The 19,268-nt window shown below is 71.9% G+C and carries 18 protein-coding genes; 4 read left to right on the top strand and 14 right to left on the bottom strand.

From position 1 onward, the window contains the following. Positions 1–74: 74 nt before the first annotated feature. Positions 75–464, top strand: coding sequence for an STAS domain-containing protein (locus ACYSUO_RS40930; protein ID WP_461781285.1), 390 nt, complete (start codon positions 75–77; stop codon positions 462–464). 6 nt (positions 465–470) lie between these two features. Here the strand turns inward: ACYSUO_RS40930 and ACYSUO_RS40925 are convergent, their stop codons facing one another. From ACYSUO_RS40925 to ACYSUO_RS40915, 3 genes are all read right to left on the bottom strand, one after another. Then, positions 471–1,166: an ANTAR domain-containing protein gene (locus ACYSUO_RS40925; protein WP_461781284.1), complete on the bottom strand. Its 696-nt coding sequence runs from the start codon at positions 1,164–1,166 to the stop codon at positions 471–473. 91 nt (positions 1,167–1,257) lie between these two features. Further along, on the bottom strand, positions 1,258–2,001 hold the full coding sequence (locus ACYSUO_RS40920) for a GAF and ANTAR domain-containing protein (protein ID WP_461781283.1): 744 nt from the start codon (positions 1,999–2,001) through the stop codon (positions 1,258–1,260). A 140-nt stretch (positions 2,002–2,141) separates the two neighbouring features. Further along, a complete protein-coding gene (locus tag ACYSUO_RS40915) occupies positions 2,142–3,296 on the bottom strand; it encodes a helix-turn-helix domain-containing protein (protein WP_461781282.1) in 1,155 nt (384 codons plus the stop codon). Between the two features lie 154 nt (positions 3,297–3,450). Between ACYSUO_RS40915 and ACYSUO_RS40910 the strand changes: the two genes are divergently transcribed. Next, positions 3,451–3,711, top strand: a complete 261-nt coding sequence (locus tag ACYSUO_RS40910) for a hypothetical protein (RefSeq protein WP_461781281.1) — start codon at positions 3,451–3,453, stop codon at positions 3,709–3,711. 67 nt (positions 3,712–3,778) lie between these two features. Here ACYSUO_RS40910 and ACYSUO_RS40905 read toward each other — a convergent pair whose 3' ends face one another. From ACYSUO_RS40905 to ACYSUO_RS40880, 6 genes are all read right to left on the bottom strand, one after another. After that, positions 3,779–4,030: a chaplin gene (locus tag ACYSUO_RS40905; RefSeq protein WP_461781280.1), complete on the bottom strand. Its 252-nt coding sequence runs from the start codon at positions 4,028–4,030 to the stop codon at positions 3,779–3,781. Between the two features lie 95 nt (positions 4,031–4,125). After that, positions 4,126–4,773 (bottom strand): vitamin K epoxide reductase family protein, encoded by a 648-nt coding sequence (locus tag ACYSUO_RS40900; RefSeq protein WP_461781279.1) that lies wholly within the window; start codon positions 4,771–4,773, stop codon positions 4,126–4,128. Then, positions 4,770–5,273 carry a DUF5949 family protein gene (locus ACYSUO_RS40895; RefSeq protein ID WP_461781278.1) on the bottom strand — a complete coding sequence of 168 codons (504 nt, stop codon included), beginning with the start codon at positions 5,271–5,273 and terminating at the stop codon, positions 4,770–4,772. The genes ACYSUO_RS40900 and ACYSUO_RS40895 overlap by 4 nt, the downstream gene beginning before the upstream one ends. A 157-nt stretch (positions 5,274–5,430) precedes the next feature. Beyond that, positions 5,431–5,718, bottom strand: coding sequence for a hypothetical protein (locus ACYSUO_RS40890; RefSeq protein ID WP_461781277.1), 288 nt, complete (start codon positions 5,716–5,718; stop codon positions 5,431–5,433). 192 nt (positions 5,719–5,910) lie between these two features. Next, the gene (locus ACYSUO_RS40885) at positions 5,911–6,150 is read right to left on the bottom strand and encodes a chaplin (protein WP_461781276.1); all 240 of its coding nucleotides are present in this window, start codon (positions 6,148–6,150) and stop codon (positions 5,911–5,913) included. Positions 6,151–6,517: 367 nt separating this feature from the next. Next, the gene (locus tag ACYSUO_RS40880; RefSeq protein WP_461781275.1) at positions 6,518–6,928 is read right to left on the bottom strand and encodes a rodlin; all 411 of its coding nucleotides are present in this window, start codon (positions 6,926–6,928) and stop codon (positions 6,518–6,520) included. Positions 6,929–7,209: 281 nt separating this feature from the next. On the opposite strand from ACYSUO_RS40880, the gene ACYSUO_RS40875 reads away from it, so the two are divergent. Together ACYSUO_RS40875 and ACYSUO_RS40870 are read left to right on the top strand one after the other, a co-directional pair. Beyond that, positions 7,210–7,620 carry a rodlin gene (locus ACYSUO_RS40875; protein WP_426902912.1) on the top strand — a complete coding sequence of 137 codons (411 nt, stop codon included), beginning with the start codon at positions 7,210–7,212 and terminating at the stop codon, positions 7,618–7,620. A 262-nt stretch (positions 7,621–7,882) separates the two neighbouring features. Further along, positions 7,883–8,290: a rodlin gene (locus ACYSUO_RS40870; RefSeq protein ID WP_461781274.1), complete on the top strand. Its 408-nt coding sequence runs from the start codon at positions 7,883–7,885 to the stop codon at positions 8,288–8,290. Between the two features lie 131 nt (positions 8,291–8,421). Here ACYSUO_RS40870 and ACYSUO_RS40865 read toward each other — a convergent pair whose 3' ends face one another. The 5 genes from ACYSUO_RS40865 to ACYSUO_RS40845 all read right to left on the bottom strand — a co-directional run bounded on the left by ACYSUO_RS40865 (position 8,422) and on the right by ACYSUO_RS40845 (position 18,905). Then, on the bottom strand, positions 8,422–8,694 hold the full coding sequence (locus ACYSUO_RS40865; protein ID WP_267070006.1) for a hypothetical protein: 273 nt from the start codon (positions 8,692–8,694) through the stop codon (positions 8,422–8,424). A 94-nt stretch (positions 8,695–8,788) separates the two neighbouring features. Beyond that, positions 8,789–12,139, bottom strand: coding sequence for an ATP-binding protein (locus ACYSUO_RS40860; protein ID WP_461781273.1), 3,351 nt, complete (start codon positions 12,137–12,139; stop codon positions 8,789–8,791). Between the two features lie 104 nt (positions 12,140–12,243). Continuing rightward, entirely contained in the window at positions 12,244–15,141 is a 2,898-nt protein-coding gene (locus tag ACYSUO_RS40855; RefSeq protein ID WP_461781272.1) for an FG-GAP-like repeat-containing protein, read from the bottom strand. 11 nt (positions 15,142–15,152) lie between these two features. Further along, the gene (locus ACYSUO_RS40850) at positions 15,153–17,717 is read right to left on the bottom strand and encodes a S8 family serine peptidase (RefSeq protein WP_461781271.1); all 2,565 of its coding nucleotides are present in this window, start codon (positions 17,715–17,717) and stop codon (positions 15,153–15,155) included. Positions 17,718–17,861: 144 nt separating this feature from the next. Further along, the gene (locus tag ACYSUO_RS40845) at positions 17,862–18,905 is read right to left on the bottom strand and encodes a M23 family metallopeptidase (RefSeq protein ID WP_461781270.1); all 1,044 of its coding nucleotides are present in this window, start codon (positions 18,903–18,905) and stop codon (positions 17,862–17,864) included. Positions 18,906–19,268 lie beyond the last annotated feature (363 nt).

Here is a 19,268-nt window from a genome sequence, read left to right as displayed (position 1 = left end):
ACGCAGGTCTCGTCCCCGGTGAGCAACGGCATCGGGGACGACCGTTCGCGTCACTCCGAAGACGGGTGCGCGTCATGGCAGCGACCACCCCGCCCCGACCGGACCAGCAGGGCGGAGGGCTGCGGCTGACGCTGCAGCGGACCCCCGTCACGCCCGGCCACTTCATGACCCTGGCCGTGGCCGGGGAGCTCGACACCGGCAGCATCCCCGCGCTCTGTGAACTCACGTCCCAGGTCCTGGGCGAGGGCAGCCGGCACCTGATCATGGACCTGTCCGAGGTGACCCGCTGCGACAACGCCAGCTTCTTCACGCTCCTCGGCGTCCGTGAGGCCGCCCATCACGCCGGCGGCAGCCTCACCCTGGCCAACCCCAGCCGCTGCGTCCGGCTCGCCCTCACCCACAGCGTGCTGCGTGATCTGCTCCCCTTCCACGACTTCTGTGCGCAGGAACCACCGGACACTTGAGGCCGGTCAGCTCGACGTGTCCCCGTTGCCGCCGAGGCGCAGACGACGGGCGAGTACGTCACGGGAGACGTCGAGGAGGGTCCTGTCGTGGCTGAAGGCATGGCCGCGCAACCGGATCAGGGCGTGGTCGCAGTCGACGTCGAGCTGGGCGGCGAGCATCCCGGTGGCCTGGTGGACCTCGGCGAAGTAGAGACCGGGCTCGTCCAGCAGCGCGGCGTACGTGAAGTCCGCGTGCACGGCGGTGGCGATCGCGAGCTGGGCCAGGATGTCGGCCAGGCCGAAGGCGTCCGTCAGCTGCTCCGTGGACATGGGGCCGGGGCGGGTGCGGTGGCCGGTGAGCGCGCCGAGTCCGATGACCCCGATGCGCAGGGGGAAGGAGAACACGGCGTGCACGTCGAGCACCTCGACGGCGGCGGCAAGACCCGGCCACCGGCTGTCGGTGAACTCGGTGACACGGGGCACCAGCAGCAGGGCGCCGTGACCGGCCGCATCCAGGCTGGGCCCCTGCCCCTGAACCTGCTGAAGATCCTCCAGCGCGGCGGTGCGCTCGCCGTGGGCCTGCACGAGCTGGGCCGGACCGCCGGTGGGCGACAGCAGCAGGGCGAGACCGTCCAGGCCCAGCATGTCGGCGAAGGCCTCCAGCGGCAGGGGCGCCATGCCCGGGCCGGTGTGCGAGCTGAGGGCACGCAGGTAGGCGGTCATGACCGGATGAGTCACCGCTGCCACCCCCCTCCGGGCGAGGTGCGGGCCCGCCGGAGGGCAGTCCGCTGATCCCTGTCGGCGCAGGGGCCTCTCATCGATCCTGCCGTCGCAGCAGCGACGGGTCCGCCGTGCCCCGCAGCACGTGCCGGGCGACCTCGGTGAGCCGCAGGTGATTGCTGCGCGCGTGGCCGCGCATACGGGCGAAGGCGTCCTCGACACCGGTGCCGAGCCGGTGCGCGAGATAGCCCTTGGCCTGCTCGATGACGATGCGGCTGTCCAGGGCCGCCTGCAACTGCGCGGTCACCGTCATCTGCTCACTCACCGCCCGTTGTTGCAGGACGCCGATGGTGGCCGTGTCGGCCAGCGCCTGCGCCAGCCGCAACGGCGAGGCGCCCAGGGGACGCGGGCTGTCCCTGAAGAGGTTCAGGGACCCGATCACCTGGTCGTGCAAGCGCAACGGGCAGGCCACGACCGAGGTGTGGCCGAGCTCCACGGCCCGCGGCGCGAACCGCGGCCACCGGTCCCGCGCGGCCTTCGTGTCCAGCGCGACGTCGGCGACCTGCCGCTTGGTCCGGTAGCAGTCCTGGCACGGACCTTCGTCCCACTCGACGCCGGCCAGCTCCAGCGTGCGGGTGCGCTCGTCGGATGCGGCCGCGTCCACGAGCCGGCCGCTGGGCGTGGCCAGCAGGACGCCGGCGGCCGCCACGTCCAACAGGTGCACGCAGTGCTCGGTCAGCATGTGCAGGAAGTTGATGACGTCGAAGTCCTGCACCAACGTGTCGGCGAGGTCGACGAATGCCGCCGCCAACTGCTCCTCGTGCGGCAGTCCGGCCATTCCTGCCCACCTCCCAGGGTGATTCGGCCATCACCCTCCCACAGGCCGTCCACCGGTGGTTGCCCTCCACTCTCCTCCTCGCCGCACCGGGTGGCCAGGAACTTTGCCGAGTACAGGCGGACGGCACAGCGGTGCCGGGGCTACTGCGTCGCGCGGTCGCCCTTCTTGTCGCACGGGAGGTCCGAGAGCTCGCTGTGGGCGAGGAAGTCGCGGGTCGCCTGCTTCTCCACGTCGGAGATGGCCGTGGGCTGTACGTCGATGATGCCGCCGAAGGGGCGGTCGACGTCGCGGATGATGCACAGCGTCGCCGTCAGCATCATGGTCACCAGGGTGAGCGCGGCCAGTTGACCGCGGTTGTGCCTGCGCGGCAGGCACAGGCCGAGGGCCACCACCGTCACCGCGAGCACCGCCAGCAGGAACCAGAGGATGGCGCCGGGGATGCTGGCGGTCGCCTGGGTGAGGCGCTCCTCGCGCTCCTCGGAACGCTTGTGGTCGGCGCTGACGAGCATGCCGAAGGCCGGTTCGCCCTCCAGGGAACGGAAGGTGCGGCGCAGGTCGGTGGACCACACGCTGGGCGCCGACGAGCCCTTGCCGTCGGCCATGGCGGGCCACTCCTGTTCGCGGACGGCGCGGGCGTAGCAGACGGCGTCGGCCTGGACGGCCGACCGCTGCTTCACGGGCGCGTACTCGGCGGTCTCCACGAGCTGGTCCAGGGCGCGCGCCTCGCCGCGCGCGGCCACTTCCGCCTTTCCGTACGAGCCGTTGGCGGTGACCAGGACGAAGGCGAGCAGCAGGACGGTCAGGGTGAGCAGGGGGCCGACGAGGTCCTTGACGGCCATGCCGGTGTCGTCGTCCTCGGTCAGCAGCCTCGGCCGCAGATATCGGTTGGCCGCGATCCCCGCGATCAGGGCGAGCGCGGCGACGACAATGGCGATGACCACGGGCGAGTACCTCCGGGAGACAGGAACACGGTGCCTCCTGCCGTGGAGCACCGTGATCTTGTCCTGACCGCCCCTGCCCTCCGGATACGGCGGACGGGCCCACTCACCCCCTATCGAGCGACAGGCTTTCCGCCGGAAAGCGGTGGTGGGGGGGCCGGTGAGCAGCCCGAGCCGGGATGCCTTCGCGACGGCCGCCGCCCTGCTGTCCGCGCCGAGCTTGGTGTAGACGGCGCTGAGGGCGCTCTTGACCGTGCTCGGGCTGACGCCCCGGCGGTTCGCGATCTCCCGGTTCGAGAGGCCGGCCGCCACGAGCCGGACCATGTCCGCCTCGCGGGGCTGCGCACGCTCGCGCACGAAGGCTGGCTGGAGCGCGCCGAGGGCCACTACCGGGTCGGCCCGGGCGCCTTCGCCTTCGGTCGCGCCCTCACGGAGCCCGGTGACGACGGCTATGAAGGCAATGGGCGCCGCGAGAATCGCGACGTTGCCCAGAACGCGGCGGGGGCGCTGAATGGATACGGACGACGACGTCACACCGGACGAACTCGTGGGTGTCGCGGGCGTCCCGGGGGCCGTGCTGTGGCCGCTGTCGCGGGACCTGCTCTTCGACGGGCTCGAACGGGCGGTGGGCGACGCGACGTACGCGTCGCGCCCTATCGCGCCGCCGGCCGCGACCGGCTGGTCATCGTGGACCTGCGCAGCGCACCGCCGGGAGACGGCCCCTGAGCGGCGGCCCGGGCCGGTGACAAGAGCCGGCGACAAAGGCCGGTGACAGCAACAGCGCCCGGAAACGGCCGAAGCCGTTCCGGGCGCTGTCCGTCCGAGCGCGAGCCAGGTGACTAGCCGTTGGCGCAGACGTTGCCCGCCGCCGGGTTGAGCGCGGCGATCAGGTTGAGCGAGTTGCCACAGGCGTTGATCGGGACATCGATCGGAACCTGGATGACGTTCCCGGACAGCACGCCGGGGCTGTTCTGGGCCACACCGGTGGCGCTGGCGCCGTCGGGGCCGTCCATCGCGGAGGCCATGGCAGCGGATCCCATAACAGCGGTCCCGGCCAGCACGGCCGCGGCCGCGAAGGTGCGAAGACGCATCGTTGCTCCCTAGAGAGGTGAGGGAATATGACGCGTCAATCACACCGCCACCCCGCACCAAATCGTGACAATTGAGCCATCGGGGGGCGTGTCCGTCAGCTCATCCAGAAATCCCACCAGCGGGTCAGGATCAGCACGCCGACGACGCCGATGTGGGCGGCGGTCGGCACCCAGGGGAAGTCCGTGAAGAAGGCCCGGGCGCTCCGGGACGCCGGGAGGAAGCCGCTGCTGACGTTGACCGCGACCAGGTGCCAGAACAGGGCGATGGTGGCCGCCCAGGCCAGGCAGCACCACAGGCACAGCGAGTTGATCCGGTACAGCGACTGGAACTGGAGCCAGGTCACGAACCCGACGCCGAACAGCGCGCCCGCATTGAAGGTCAGCCAGTACCAGCGGGGAAAGCGGGCCCCGGTCAGCAGACTCACGCCGACGCCGGCCACGATCCCGTAGGCGACGAGCCCGAGCAGCGGATTGGGGAAACCGAACGCGGCCGCCTGCTCGCTCTTCATGATGTTGCCGCAGGAGACCACCGGGTTCAGGCTGCACCCGGGCGTGAAGTTCGGGTCCTCGAGGAGCTTGAACTTGTCGATGGTGATGACCCACGACGCGAGCACCCCGGCGGCGCCCGTGACGACGAGGAGCCAGGCGAGCGTCGTTGCGCCCCCGACGCGGGAGTCCGCTCCCGAACTACCGTTGCTGCGGTGCCGGTTGACCGGTCGGTGCGCGACAGGGGCGGTGGTCACGCGCGCACGCGCCGGATGGGCAGCAGGCAGTGCGCGGCGGCCATGAGGGTCTCCTCGTCGCCCGCGAACTCCTCCAACTCCTTCTCCGTGACCGGGGATCCCGGCGTCGCGGTGGGCCACACACGCGTGGTGAACAGGAAGTACGCGCTCTTGCGGGCCTCCGCCGCCGCCAGCCACTCGGGCGGCACGGGGCACTGGGCGTTCAGGAGCGGCATGGTGACGACGGCCTGGCCGGCCTCGACCAGCAGGGACACGGGGAAGCTGGGGCGGCCCGACGCGTCGTGGACGGTGGTGCCCACCGTCAGTCCGTTGGTCTCCAGGAGGCCGCGCACCGCCGCTTCGGCGGCCTCGGGTCCTGCCGGGGAATCACCCATGGAGTAGGCGAGGAGAAAGGGAATGTCGCCCTTCCCGTCGGGGTGTTCTCCACTCCAGGCGATGACCGCCAGAGTTCCCAGATCGGCTGCTCGAAATGCGGGGCCACTGCTCACAGTTGAAGTCATCGAAGAAGCCTAGCCAGGCACGGTCGGCGCACCGGCCACGGTTCACACGTTTGGCGGAACGCATTCCGCGGAGGAAATACCGAAGGCTGACCCGGGACCTCTGAATCCCGAACCAGCCTTCGACGAATGGCTCGACGTACGAACCTGACGTACGGACCTACTGACCGACGGGGAGACCGCCGAGCATGCTGCCGGCGCCGGAGCCGGAGCCGCTCTCGTTCAGCCCGTCGACGGCGCCCTTGACGGTGCTGACGGCGCCCCCGTCGTTCTTCGGGTCGAGCAGGTTGCTGTCCACCGGCGCGACATCCAGCGTCGGCTGGCTGGTGATCGTGTTCACCGCGCCGTTCAGGCTCATCGGAGTGAGGTCCGAGGCAAATGCCGGAGCGGCGGCACCGACAATCGCCATCGATCCGGCGACAACGGCAGCGGTCTTCAGAACCTTCATTGTTTATGCCTTCCCTCGACGACTCGCGTCGTCGGTTTGGAAAATTCGCTTCTGCCTGTTCAACGAGCGTCCCGACCTCGGGGTGTGCGTCATTGCGCCGAAACCCGAAGGAGCCGCTCACCCGAAACGGCCGCACAACGGAGCAGCCGCCCCTCGGGGAGGGGCGGCTGCGGAAGAGTCGGGCTGGGCCCGTCAGTCGTTGACGCAGGTGTTGCCGAACGTCGGGTTCAGCAGGCCGATGACGTCGACGGTGTTGCCGCAGGCGTTGACCGGCACGTGCACGGGAACCTGCACGTTGTTGCCCGAGATCACGCCGGGGGAGTTGGTGGCAGCGCCCTGCGCGCCGGAGTCGGCGGCAGCGACGCCGGCCGAGCCGGCCATGGCGGCGGCGGCCATTGCGGAAAAGACGACTGCCTTCGCGGTACGCGACATGAAGCATGCTCCTTGGAGGTCGTTCTGTTCGGCCAGCGCGGGTGCCTGGCACGTGGTGCAACGGGACGGCCGTACAAGGGGTTGCGGCTCCGAACGGGTGACTGGCCGTCGTGGCGGCCCCTTTGGGGTGACGTCGTCAGCGAACGGGTGAACCGGTTCTCGCGGGGCGAGGGGCCGGTGGTCCACTGGGGGCCGTCATGAGATCGGCCGCGCCGCCTTCCTGTCAGCCGTCGGCTCCAAGCCGTTGGGAGGGCGGCCCCCGACCCGGGCGCCCCGTGACTCCTCCGGCCCGGCGCCCCATGACAGAGCTCGGGCCGCCGGCGAATGAGGAAAGCCGGCGGCCCGAGCCGTGTGTGCGTTCGGCCGATCAGCCGTTGTGCACACCGTTGCCGGACAGGACCGGGATGTCGTCCAGGACGTGCGACAGCGGCTCGTCGCCCTTGGCCTGGGTGGAGTTCTCGGTGCACTGCTGGTTCTGCGGGGCCGACAGGATCGGGATGTCCTGGACGGAGACCGGGACGACGCCGACGAGGGAGCCGACGTTGCCCTTGATGGGCAGACCGACGCAGGGCTTGTTCAGGGAGCCCTGAACGAGGCCGAGCTGCGGGCTCATGTCGCCCTCGGTGGCGGAGTTGCCGTAGCTCTGCGACGAGCCGTTGCCGCTGGTCGAGGTCGTGCCCTGGTCGTCGCCGATGGCGAGCGCCTGCGGGGCGGCCGCGGCGGAGACGCCGACGACGGAGACGGCGACCGCTGCGGCGGCCATGGCCTTCTTGAGCATGGTTCTGTTTCCTTTTCTGACGGGCACCGGTTACTGCACTGAGCGCAACTGCGAAGAGCGGAAATGGTTCCGCATATCCACCCGTTCGGACAGGCATCGAAACCCGATCGATCACCCGTGCCCCCGCCACGCGGCCCGCACTGGCGAGATTTTCATTTCATCGACCCCGGGCCGTAATCGGAATCGCTCAGGCCCACGTCCGAGTGAACGTGAGGAACCGATGGCGAGCTACGCAGTTGATACAAGTGCTCCCAGACGGAAATAAGAAGGGGAATTTCCTCATGCTGAAGAAGGCCATGGCTGCCGCGGCGGCCACCGCTTCTCTCGTCGGTATCGCGGCCGCCGCCGCCCCGCAGGCCCTGGCTGTCGGCAACGACGGTGGGACCACGTCCGAGAGCGGCAACAACGCCTCGCAGACGTACGGCAACTCCGCCACGTACGGCAACATGAGCCCGCAGATGGCGCTGATCCAGGGCTCCCTGAACAAGCCCTGCATCGGCCTGCCGGCCAAGGCCAACGTCGGTTCGCTCGTCGGCGTCGTGCCGGTCTCCGTCCAGGACATCCCGATCCTGTCGGCGCCGCAGAACCAGCAGTGCACCGAGAACTCCACCCAGGCCAAGGGCGACGAGCCGCTGTCGCACGTCCTGGACGACATCCCGGTCCTGTCCGGCAACGGCACCGGCAACAACTGAGGGTCCGTTGCGTGAATCGGGCCGCCGCACCGGCGGCCCGGTCCGCTGTTCCGGCGCAGGCCGGAAATTCAGGTAGCTGTACGAGCCTTTTGATCCGCTGCGTCCGGATGTTCGGGAGGTCGCGCACAGTGCCGAATTTCCTGCGATTGGCTCGCGCGGGAATGGTCCGAACGGGTTTCGGTCCGCAACTGCCCGGAATGCAATCCAGTTGACCAAACGTAGCTCCGCATCCGGAGCGCGCGTATCGAAAGGGAACCACCCCATGAAGAAGTTCTTCGCAGCCGCCACGATCGCTGCCTCCGTCGCCGGCCTCTCCGCCGTGGCCGCCCCGCAGGCGCTCGCCATCGGCGACGACGGCGGCACGACGTCCACGAGCGGCAACGGCTCGTCGCAGACGTACGGCAACTCCGCCACCGCCGGTGACATGAGCCCGCAGCTCGGCCTCGTCCAGGGCTCCCTGAACAAGCCCTGCATCGGCCTGCCGGCCAAGGCCAACGTCGGCTCCCTCGTCGGCCTCGTGCCGGTCGCGGTCCAGGACATCCCGGTCCTGTCGGCGCCGCAGAACCAGCAGTGCACCGAGAACTCCACCCAGGCCAAGGGTGACGAGCCGCTCTCGCACATCCTGAGCGACATCCCGGTTCTCGCCGGGAACGGTGTCGCGAACCACTGAACGGGCTGAGGGGCGGTCGCCGATACGCGCGACCGCCCCTCTCCGTACGGTGTTCCGTACGCCAGGCACGACAAAGGCGGTGGACCGGGTTCCGGTCCACCGCCTTTTGGCTTGCGCTCTCGCGCTATTGACTACTGGATCGCCGGGAGCAGGCCCGTGACCGGGGCCACGAGGTCGGTGGCCTGGTGCAGTTCGTTCAGGTGGTTGAGCCCGTTGAGCCCGGAGAGCTGTTCCGCGGTGCTGGGGAGCTGTGCCTGCTGGTCCTCCGGGATCGCCATCGCGGTCAGCGAGTCAACGGTTCCGGTGGGGGAGATGGGTTCGACGGCGTGGGCCGCGGGGGTGGCGGCCGCCGCGGCTCCGACGGCGAGGAGGACGGCGCTGAGGGCGCGACGAGTTGAGATCATGCCCGGCTAACGGTGGGGCCTGCGGGGCGGACACGGGGTTCGCGGAGCACCCACCCGTGAGGGCCAACCGTTCGACCGGTCGGCGCCCCGCTGCTCAATCGCCGCAGAGGCTTGATTTGCCGGTGAGCAGGGCGTGGACCTCTTGGGCTCTGCGGAGGCCTGCTGGGTAGGGGAGGGCTTGGGAGAGGTGGGTTGCGTGGGTCAAGGTGCGGGTGGCCTGGGCGGGGGCGGAGAGGTGGGACAGGGCTGCCGCGTGGGCCAGGTGGGCTTCTATCTCCGCGAGGCGTTCGCCGGTTTGTGCGGCGCGGGTGGCCTCCGCTGACGCGAGTTCCAGGGCCAGTCGGGGGCGGCCCGCGTGGAGTTGGGCCCAGGCCGTCAGGGACGGCGCGGCGTCGGGGCAGTCGGCCAGCGCGCGGAGGGCGGCTTCGGGGTGGCCGGTGCGCAGGGCGAGTTCGGCGCGGGCGGCGCTCACCTCGTGGCGTGCCTGGCGGTCGCCCAGGTGGTCGGCGGCGGGGGCGGCGCGGTCCAGGAGCTCCGCGGCCGCCGACGTGTCTCCCGTACGGAGCCGGACCAGCGCCAGCGTCGCGAGCGCGTACGGCAGGCACCAGGCGCCGTCGCCCTCCGCGAGCGCCACGGATGCCTCGGCGAGGGCGGTGGCCTCGTCGAACTCCTCGAGTAGGAGGTGGAGTTCGGCCAGGTTGAGGCGTTCGAAGGAGGCCGCCGTCGGGTTTCCCGAGCGGTCGGCGAGGTCGAGGGCGCGTTCGCCGCTCGCCACCGCCTCGCGCAGCCGGCCGTGGCGGCGCGCGTTCTCCCGCAGGGTGGACAGGACCGTGCCGAGCAGCGTCGGGTCGCCGTACGCCTCGGCCGGGGCGAGCGCCCGGTCGCCGGCCTCGCGGGCCTCGGTGAGCCGGCCCGAGAGGCCCAGGTTGGTGGCCTGGAGGGCGTAGGAGCGGGCGAGCAGGCCCTGGCCGTGCGGTCCTGGGACCTGGCGCGCGGCGTCCAGGGCCCGGCGGGCGGCGGCGTGACCGTCGTCGTAACTGCCCCGGACGCCGTGCAGCATGGCGTGGGACAGGTGGTGCACGGCGAGGGGTTCGGGGGCGGTTTCCGGGGCGGCCGGGTGGGCGCGGAGCGCGTCGGCGGCGGCGTCGAGGGCGCCGGTGCGTACGAGGGACTCGGCGAGGCGGGCCGCCGTGAGCACCGCGTCGTCGTGGGCGCCGCGTCGGACGAACTCGGCGAGAGCCTGCCGCAACGCCTCGGCCGCTTCCCCGAAGTGGCCCATTCTGGCGAGGACTTGGCTGTGGGCCAGGCGGGCGCGGGCCGCGTCGACGTCGAGGCGGGCGACGAGGTCGCGGTAGTAGCGGTCGGCGGTGTCGTTGGCGTAGAGGGCGGCGGCGCGTTCGGCGGCGCGGCGCAGGTACTCGGCGGCGCGCGGGTCGTCGGCGCGGGCGAAGTGCGAGGCGAGCGCGTCGACGGCGTCGGGGCGGCGGGCGAGGACGGCCCGCGCGAACGCGCCGTGCAGCTGCCTGCGCCGGACCGCGGTCAGCCGCTCGTAACAGGTGAGGCGGACCAGCGGGTGCCGGAAGGCGAGTCCCGGTTCGGGCCGCCCGGCCACCACGACCTGCCGCTCCTCCACCAGCGTGGCCGCGATGGCCCGCTCGACGCCGTCGGCGGCCGCGGCCCCGGTCACCGGCGGGCGCAGGCCCCGTTCGGCGACGTCGAGGAGTTCGGACAGGGCCGCCTCTCCCCCGGCCACGGACAGCGCCTCGACCAGGCGCCGCGCGTCGGGGTCGAGCCGCACGAGCCGGTCCGCCACCAGCTCCCGCACGCCCTGGGGCGCCCCTGCCCCCGCCGGGCCCTCGGCCGGGCCACGGGCGAGTTCGAGGGCGAACAGCGGGTTGCCGAGGGAGAGTTCCCACACCCGCTGCTCCTGCCCGGGACGCGGCGCCGCGTCGCGCGCCACCGCGAGACACGCCTCCCGGTCGAGCAGCCCCAACTCCTCGCGTACGGCCAGCCGTTGGCGTACCAGGAAGCTCAGAATGGCGCGCCGGGCGTCGTCCTCGGGGAGTTCCTCCTCGCGGTACGTCACCAGGAAGCGCAGCCGGATCCCGCGGTCGGCCGCGCGGCGGGCCAGGTGGCTCATGAGCTGGTACGAGCCGGTGTCGGCTGCGTGCAGGTCGTCGAGGACCGCGAGCACAGGACGGGCGGCGGCCAGGTCACCGAGGAGCGCGGCGCTCGCCCGGAACAGCCGGTCGCGTTCCTCCTCGGGGCTGCGTTCGCCGGATGTGCGGATCTGGCCCAAGGACGGGAGGAACACGGCCAGTTCGGGGTACTCCGCGCCGACCCGGGCCCGCTCCGCCGCGTCGTGCTCGGCCAGCCACCCGTCGAGCGCCTCCGCGAACGCCCCGTACGGCGTGTGCCCCTCCGCGTCCTGACCGCCGCCCCACAGCACGGCCGTGCCGGACGCCGCGGCCCGCCGCGCCACCTCGCCCACCAGGCGCGTCTTGCCGACGCCCGCCTCGCCGGTGAGCAGCGTGACCGGCGGCCCCTCCGTAGCGAGCAGCCGGTCGAGCACCGCGTCGCGGCCGTGCAGCGGGGTGGCGGGTGCGGCTCGCAGCGGGGACGGCAACGTTGTCGTGATCGGCACAGGCGCGGGCGCCGCCGCGAGGGCAGCCTGGTGCAGCTGCTCCGTCTCGGGCCCGGGGCGCACGCCCAGTTCGGCATCGAGCGCCGCGCGGCAGGCGTGGTACTGGTGCAGCGCGCGCCGCCGCAGGCCCTGGCGCAGGGAGGCGTCGATGAGGACGCGGTGGGCCAGCTCCTCGGCGGGGCTGGTGGCGAGGACCTGCTGGGCCACGGCCGCCGCGTCCGTCGCCGAGCCCGCCGCGAGGTGTGCCTCGGCGAGGGCGAGCAGCAGCCGCTCCCGCAGCAGCGCGAGCCGCGTGCGGCGCTCCTCGGCCCAGTCCACGTACCGGTCCTCGGGGAGCAGTTCGCCGGTGAACAGGGCGAGGGCGTCGGCCAGTTCGGCCACCGCCGCTCCCCCAGCGGCGAGCGCCGCCTGGGCCGCCGTCTCCGCCGCGTCGGCGTCGATCCACACGGTCGCCGGGTCGAGGAGGAGCATGCCGCCGTCGGACAGGAGGTACGACGACGCGGCGCGCGGGGCGAGTTCGGGTTCCAGGGCGTGCCGGGCGGCGTGCAGGGCGACGCGCAGGCTGCCCGCCGCGGCCCCGGGGTCGGCGTCGGGCCAGCAGATGTCCATGGCCTGCTCGCGGTGGAGGCGGTGTCCCGGGACGACGGCGAGGAGCTTCACCAGGGTCCGGGCGCTGGGCCGCGACCAGCGTTCGGCTGGCGCGGGGCCGCCGTCACGAGTCGCCCTGAAACCGTCGAAAAGGTGCAGACGGAGCAGCGGGACGCCGGAGTCGGTGCCGTCGTCCGTGTGTGCTGCATCCATGAGGGCGACAGCGTAACCGAGCACGCCGAGGACCCCCTGGGTGTGCGCCCAGGGGGTCCAGGTGCTGACCGAGGGGTCAGGACCGGTGGATCAGGACCGGCGGGTCAGGACAGCTTGTACGTCGACATCTGGTGGATGCCGTTGTCGATGGAGAGGACGCCGCCGCCCAGCTGCTCAGCCATCCGGTTGTTGCCGAGGTGGTCGAAGTTGAGCGAGACCATCTCGTCGCTGCCGTCGCCGTCGAGGTCGGCGGCGACGTAGTTGCGGCCGCCCATCAGCGAGGTACCGCCGATGCCGGACTGGAACGAGTCACCCGAGGTCAGGACCGACGGGTCGAACGCCGCCAGACCGCTCTCGGTGCCACCGACGAGCAGGCGTCGGCCGCCCGGACCGTTGATGAACCCGGCCGAGCGCAGCGACGTGATCACCGAGGAGCGTGTGTCGTCCTTGCCGGCGCCGGGGAAGCCCCTGAACGTGCCGAAGCTGATCTGGTAGAGCGGGTCGCCCTGGCCGTCGATGAAGTAGTTGCCGTGCGACCACGGGCTGCCGCCGAGGAACTGATGGACCAGCTCACCGGTGCGCCCGTCCCGGATCTCGGTCACGACGCGCGGCGACGCGGTGGAGAGGTCGCCGGCCACCGTCGGGTCGGCCTTGACGATCCACGTGTAGACGACCGCGTGGCCGTCCGCGTACGGGATCTTCGGCGAGGCGAAGACGCCGTTGACCAGGACCGCGCCGTGCAGCTTGCCGTCGATCGCCTGGCTCGGGGCCTTCGGGTCGGCGGTCCAGCGCACGGTGCCCTTGCCGTCGAGGGCGACACCGTTGACGGAGGCGTCCGAGCGGTCGAGCGCGTTCAGGCTGCTGTACTGCGTGTACACCTGTCCGCCGGAGACCACCGTGTCGGAGAAGACCACGTCGCCCGCGCTCGACGGCGCGGAGTACGACCACAGTTGCGTACCGCTCGCGTCGTACACACGCAGGGCGTCGGTGGGGACGATGATCTCGTCCTTGCCGTCGTCGTTCACGTCGGCGACGGTGACCGTGCGGACGTACGCGCCCTTGCCGTCGATCGTCGTCAGGACCTTGCCGGTCCTCCCGTCGAGCACCGCGGTGGCGCTGTCGGCGGCCACGGCGACGTCGGGCGTGCCGTCGCCGTTCACGTCACCGGTCGCGATGTTGTGCACCTCGCCGGGGACGGTGGCCTGCCACAGCTTCTTCGGCTCGCCCTTGACCAGCGACGTACCGGAGTAGGCCCACACGCCGTGCGAGGAGCCGCCGACGACGACGTCCTTCTTGCCGTCGCCGTCGAAGTCGGCGGCCTGCCCGTAGTTGAGGTCGCCTTGCAGCGGCGTCAGGCGCTTCTGGCCGCCGTTGCCCAGGCTGTAGTCGCGGATGTTCTGTCCCTGGTCGACGACGCGGACGTAGTCGCCGCCGTCGGAGGAGTACAGCTGCTGGTACATCGGCGACGCGTCCAGGCCGTGCCGGCGCCACTTGACCTTGCCGCCGCTGGTGAACGCGGTCAGCGAGCCGTAGCGCTGACCGCCGACGTTCAGCGCGTTGCCCAGGTCCTGGTCGTCCTGCGCGGCGGCGTAGAGCGCACCGCCCTTGGTGACGAGGTCCCACGTGCTGGCGCCGTCGCCCCCGTTGTCGGCCGAACGCTTGGTGGTGTACGTCCACTTGACCGTCGAGCCGTCCGAGCCGTCCAGGACCCGGACCGTGCTGGCGTTCACGTAGAGATACGGCGTGTACGTCGACTCGCTGACCGCGATCTCGCTGCCGCCGCCCGTGGCGGCGTCACCGACGGTCAGCGCGGTGGGCAGGGCGTTGACGCGGGTGTCGAGCGTGGTGCGCTTGCCGTCGGCCAGGTCGTACGCGGCGATCTCGTACTGCACCGCGTCGGAGGTGTCCGCCTGTTCCAGGGCGACGATCCGGTCGCGGGAGGCGTCGAGGCGCAGCTGACGGCCGTAAAGAGCGCTGTCCGTCTGCCACGTGACCGAACCGTCGGCCGCGTCCAGGACGAGGGTGCGGCCGCGGGCCGCGTTCGTGCCGGTCTTGCGCAGGTCCCAGACCGCGGCGACCTTGCCGCCACCGACGGACTCCAGGGCGCCCCAGTTCACGTCGGCGGTCGACTTGGTGTCGTACGTCCACGTCGACGACGGGGTCAGCTTCCCGTCGGCGTACGAGAAGCGGATCCCGGTGAGGGTGGCCGTCTCCGTCGCGGGCGCGTTCGAGTTCAGACGCGGCGAGTTGCCGATGAGCAGCGTGCCGTCGACGACCTTGACGTTGGTGGCGTACGAGTACAGCTTCGACCAGACCGTTTTGCCGGTCTTGCCGTCGAGGACCGTCACGAAGGTGCCGGTGGACAGCGAGGAGCCGGGCGAGGTGAACGGCCGGGGCGTGGGCGTCATGCCGACGGCCGCCGAGAAGACGATGTCCTTCGTGCCGTCACCGGTCAGGTCGGCGGTGTCGTACCCCTGGTCCGAGTTGGGCGTGTACGGGGCGACGGCGTTGTAGCCCATCACGACGCGCGCCGGGTACGGCTCGGTCCGCCACGGCTGCAGCGGCTTGACCTGCCAGTCCGTGTAGTACGAGGCGTTGGTGCGCGCCCAGGCGGTGGTGCCGTCGGCCTTGTGCAGCTGGACGTTGCCCAGGCTGTGCACGGTGAAGTAGCTGCCGTCGGAGCCGGCCGGGGCGGTCGCGGCGACACCGCGGGCGCCTTCCAGCGTGGACTTGTTGGTGAAGGTGACCGGGGTGCTGGCGTCGGTGGAGGAGCCGTCCGTGGCCGAGTCGTCGGCGGAGGTGTCCTCCTTCGCCGCGTACTTGTCCCCGTACACGTCGACGTTCATGTGGTCGGCGAGGGTCTTCGCCTCGGTGGCGCTGAGGGTGGACGCCTCGGTCGAGAAGCCGTCGGCCTGCGCGAGCGGCGCCGCCGTCAGCGTCAGACCCGCCGCGACCAGGGCGGAGGCGAGCGTCAGTGCCCGCCGGGAGGTGGTGGTTCTCATGACGTGGCTCATCACTTGGCTCCCTGCGCGATGCGGATCGCCGAACCGGCCTTCAGGACGGCCTGGTTGTACGAGTACTGAAGGGCGTCGGTACCGGCCTGGTTCTCGATGCCGGCCGTGGCCGACGAACCGTTGCCCGGAACGGACTGGTACTGGAAGGTGATCGCGCCGGTGGCCTCGTCGAAGACGGCCTCGAAGGTGGCGCGGTCGCTGACGCCGTCGGCGAACAGGACGTTGTTCCAGACGACCGCGAACTTGCGGCTGCCGGTGGTGCCTGTGGTGGCCGTCTGCACGCTGGACTTCTTGTCGAGGGTGAAGTCGTCCCACAGCGGGGCGACGATGCCGTTCGGCTGGGTCTCGGTCGGCAGCGCCTCGTTCTCGTAGTCACCGATGCGCGGCGAGAGGAAGTTGACCAGGCCGTTGGTGGTGACCGCGGCGCTGGTGTACTTCACGCCGTAGAAGGAGACCGGGAAGGGCAGCGAGACCGTCTTGGCGTCCTCGTCACCGCTCAGGGCGACCTTGGTGGAGCCGGGGATCCAGGAGTAGGCGGCCGGGGCGCAGGAATTGCCCGAGTTGTCGGTGCGGTTCGGGAGCCGGACGGTGCGGGTCTCGTCGCCGTCGATCTTCAGCTCGGCCGTGTACGCGCCGTTGCACAGGAGGGGCTCGGCGGGCGTCACGGACAGCGTGTACGTGCCCTCGGCGACCTTCGGCAGCGTGAACGAGCCGTCGGAGCCGGAGGTGACGGGGTCGACCGGGGTGCCCGGGACCTCGACGGTCGCCTTGGCCAGCGGCTTGCCGGTGACATCGAGGACGGTGCCGGTGACGGCGTGCCGCGGGAGGGCGGCGAGCGCGATGTCCTGGGTCAGCGGGTGGTCGGCGGTCAGCTCGACGCCGGAGAGCGTCCTGGCCGCGTAGCCGTACTCGTCGACCGTGAAGTCGTACGTGCCCGGGACCAGCGCCAGCTTGTACGTGCCCTGGGGGCCCGTGGTCACCTTGTGCTCGCCGTCGGCTCCGGTGGCCTTGACGGTGATGCCGGCCAGGGCCGCGCCCGTGTCCTTGTCGGTGATCTTTCCGGTGACGTGGACGGCGTCGCGCGGGGCCTCGGCGACGGAGGCGAGGATGTCGAGCTTGCCCTCGCCCCAGACGTTGTTCATGCCCGCGGTGCCGCCGCAGTGCGTGTCGTCCACGTCGCGGGCGCCCTCGTCGAGGAGCCTGCGCGTCTCGTCGATGTTGCTGATCAGCGACGGTGCGGCCGACCACAGCAGGGCCACCGCGCCGGCGACGTGCGGCGTCGCCATCGACGTACCGCTGATGGTGTTGTACGAGGCGCCGGGCCACGCCGAGGTGATGTCGACGCCCGGCCCCGAGATGTTCGGCTTGGCCGAACCGTCGACCGGGGAGGGGCCGAAGCCGGAGAAGTCGGCGATCGTGCCGGAGGAGTCGTAGGCGCCGACTCCGTAGGACGTGTCCTGCGCGCCGGGCGCGCGGGTGGTGGAGCAGGTCGTGCCGTTGCCGTCGTTACCGGCGGCGAACGCCTCGAAGATGCCCGCGGAGTTCCACGCCTCGACGATGTCCTTGTAGAACGTCGTGACGCCGCCGCCCCACGAGTTGTTGACGATGTTCGGGGCGAGGTCCGGGCGCGGGTTCTGCCCGTTGTGGTCGGTCGGCGCGAGGATCCACTGTCCTGCGGCGAGCGTGTCCTCGTCGAGGCACTCGCCCCGCGATCCCGCGCAGGCCTTGGCGGCCATCCACTTCGCGTTCGGCGCGACACCGATGCCGTTCTTGCCGGCGATCGTGCCCATGGTGTGGGTGCCGTGGCCGTTGTCGTCGCACGGCGTGCTGCTGGTGGCGCAGGTGCCGGTCGCGTCGTAGAAGTTGTAGTCGTCCGTGAACGTGCCGTCGCCGTTGTTGCCGCGGTAGTTGGCGACGAGATCCGGGTGCTCGCGCTCCACACCGGAGTCGACGCTGGCGACGACGATGCCCTCGCCGCGGTCCTTGTACTGGTCCCAGACCTGGTCGGCCTTGATGTCGGAGACGCCCCAGTCGGGGGTGGTGTCACTGACGGTGTCACCGTCAGCGGTGGTGCGCGAGCCGGTGACCTTCGCGTCGGACGTCTCGATGTCGTCGAGCTTGTACGTCCGCGACTTGACGATCTCCTTGACGTCGGAGCGCTTGGCGAGTTCGTTCACCAGGTCCTGGTCGCCCGTCACCTTGACGGCGTTGGCGATCCAGAAGTCCCGGTGCCCGACCTTCTCCTTGTCGAGGAACGCGGTGAGCGACTTCTGGCTGTCGGCGGCATTGCCCTTCAGCGCCTTGTACGCGGCCGTGGCGGCCTTCGCGTGGGTGCGCTGCTTCTTGGCCGCTGCAAGGTCGGCCTTGTCCTTGAGGACGACGTAGAAGGTGGCGTCGTCGCCCTTGGAGACGGCCTTCTCCAGAGCGGAGTCGACCTTGGCCGACGCGGCGGGGGCGGGATCGGCGACGGCGGGTATCGCGCCGGTCAGCAGTGCGGCGGCCGCGGTCAGCGACGCCGCCGCCCATGCGGCGCGTCTGCGCCTGGGCGGTCGGGGCAGGGGCATCGGGCACTCCTCGGGGAAGGTACGGGGGTGCCCGAAACCTAGGAAGAGGCCGTTACTGCGCCATTACTGCCCCGGTTGGCCCGGGGGTTGACCCACCGTCAGGGGCCCGTACGGTCGGGGATCCCGCCGTGAGGGAGCCCACCGTCACAGGTTCAGCCCTCGCGCCCGCAGCCACGGCAGCGGGTCGATGCCCGAGCCGAACTGCGGCGTGACCCGCACCTCGAAGTGCAGATGCGGGCCGCTGACGTTGCCGGTCGCGCCGGAGAGGCCGAGGACCTCGCCCGCGTCGAGGCGGGAGCCGGCCTTCACGCCGATCCGCGACAGGTGCGCGTACTGCGTGTAGTAGCCGTCGGCGTGCCGGAGGACCACCTGGTTGCCGAAGCCGTCGCCGCAGCCGACGTACTCCACGGTCCCCGCGCCGACCGCCCGCACCGGCGTCCCGACGGGCACGGCGAAGTCCTGCCCGGTGTGCGTGTGCGACCACAGGCGGCCGCCCGAGCCGAAGCCCGCCGACAGCGGCGCGGGGCTCACCGGCTTCACCCAGGTCCGCCCCGTCCGCCCCTTGCCGGCCCGCTCGTGCCCGCCCACGTCGCCGCGCGCGCAGTTCCCGCCACCCGTCGGCATCGGCCCGGCCGCCAGCACCCGCGCACGGGCCCGCCGCACCTCCGCCTCGGCCTTCGCCAGTTTCGCCTCGATGTCGTCGCGGGCGGCCGACCGGCGCTTCTCCTGCGCCTTGAGCCCCTTCACCAGGCGCGCGGACTCGGCCCGCCGGTCGGCGACCCGGTCCCGGGACTCGGTGACGCGGTCGGTGAGCTGCCGGGCGGCGCGGTCGCCGCGGCTCGCACGGACGCCTGCGTCGAGGGCCCGCTGCGGGGAGGACGAGGTGAGCAGCGGCAGCATCGTGCCGAGGCCGGAGGCCCCTTGGTACTCGCTGCGCGCCTGGCGGCCGAGGGTGGCCCTGAGCGCGTCGAGCCGGCGCTGCTCCGCGGCCTGCCGCCGGGCGACGTCGGCGAGCCGGCGCTCGCCCTCGCGCACGGCGTCCCGCGCCCTCTCGTGCGCCGCGACGGCGTTCGACGCCTCCCGCATCAGCCGGTCGGCGCGGGCCGAGAGCCGTCCGATGCCGGGGCCGTCGTCCGCGGACGCCGGGCCGGTTCCGGAGGCGAGGAGCGCGGCGACCGCCGCGGCCACGCATGCGGCCGTCCCCGTACGCCTCGTTGCGTTCCGTCGTACACATCGCATCGACCGAATGTCGCAAAAAAGACAAGCCGGACGGCTGGGCATCGCCGTGTCGCCCGTCCGGAGTCCATCGGACGCACTACACGCGGCGGTGTCACCCGGGAGCCCTGAGCGGGGCGCCCGGAGGTACGGAAACGGCCGTGGGCGGGGGGGGGGGGGGGGCCCCCCCCCCCCGCCGCCCGCCCGCCGCGGGGGGGGGGGGGGGGCGCCGGGGGGGGGGGGGGGGGGGGGGGGCCCCCCGGGGGCCCCGGGGGGGGGGGGGGGGGCCGGGGGGGGGGGGCGGGGGGGGGGGGGGGGGCCGGGGGGTTTGGGGGC

The organism is Streptomyces sp. UC4497 (assembly GCF_054871485.1).
Note: the sequence above shows the minus strand (reverse complement) of the source record. Positions and strands in the feature narration are given on the sequence as shown.

What these genes read in the sequence shown, in the direction of transcription:
- ACYSUO_RS40860 (WP_461781273.1), bottom strand. Translation starts at nt 12,139, where the DNA reads ATGGATGCAGCACACACGGACGACGGCACCGACTCCGGCGTCCCGCTG.
- ACYSUO_RS40850 (WP_461781271.1), bottom strand. Translation starts at nt 17,717, where the DNA reads ATGCCCCTGCCCCGACCGCCCAGGCGCAGACGCGCCGCATGGGCGGCG.
- ACYSUO_RS40910 (WP_461781281.1), top strand. Translation starts at nt 3,451, where the DNA reads ATGGATACGGACGACGACGTCACACCGGACGAACTCGTGGGTGTCGCG.
- ACYSUO_RS40875 (WP_426902912.1), top strand. Translation starts at nt 7,210, where the DNA reads ATGCTGAAGAAGGCCATGGCTGCCGCGGCGGCCACCGCTTCTCTCGTC.
- ACYSUO_RS40890 (WP_461781277.1), bottom strand. Translation starts at nt 5,718, where the DNA reads ATGAAGGTTCTGAAGACCGCTGCCGTTGTCGCCGGATCGATGGCGATT.
- ACYSUO_RS40855 (WP_461781272.1), bottom strand. Translation starts at nt 15,141, where the DNA reads ATGAGAACCACCACCTCCCGGCGGGCACTGACGCTCGCCTCCGCCCTG.
- ACYSUO_RS40885 (WP_461781276.1), bottom strand. Translation starts at nt 6,150, where the DNA reads ATGTCGCGTACCGCGAAGGCAGTCGTCTTTTCCGCAATGGCCGCCGCC.
- ACYSUO_RS40870 (WP_461781274.1), top strand. Translation starts at nt 7,883, where the DNA reads ATGAAGAAGTTCTTCGCAGCCGCCACGATCGCTGCCTCCGTCGCCGGC.
- ACYSUO_RS40920 (WP_461781283.1), bottom strand. Translation starts at nt 2,001, where the DNA reads ATGGCCGGACTGCCGCACGAGGAGCAGTTGGCGGCGGCATTCGTCGAC.
- ACYSUO_RS40865 (WP_267070006.1), bottom strand. Translation starts at nt 8,694, where the DNA reads ATGATCTCAACTCGTCGCGCCCTCAGCGCCGTCCTCCTCGCCGTCGGA.
- ACYSUO_RS40925 (WP_461781284.1), bottom strand. Translation starts at nt 1,166, where the DNA reads ATGACCGCCTACCTGCGTGCCCTCAGCTCGCACACCGGCCCGGGCATG.
- ACYSUO_RS40895 (WP_461781278.1), bottom strand. Translation starts at nt 5,273, where the DNA reads ATGACTTCAACTGTGAGCAGTGGCCCCGCATTTCGAGCAGCCGATCTG.
- ACYSUO_RS40905 (WP_461781280.1), bottom strand. Translation starts at nt 4,030, where the DNA reads ATGCGTCTTCGCACCTTCGCGGCCGCGGCCGTGCTGGCCGGGACCGCT.
- ACYSUO_RS40930 (WP_461781285.1), top strand. Translation starts at nt 75, where the DNA reads ATGGCAGCGACCACCCCGCCCCGACCGGACCAGCAGGGCGGAGGGCTG.
- ACYSUO_RS40880 (WP_461781275.1), bottom strand. Translation starts at nt 6,928, where the DNA reads ATGCTCAAGAAGGCCATGGCCGCCGCAGCGGTCGCCGTCTCCGTCGTC.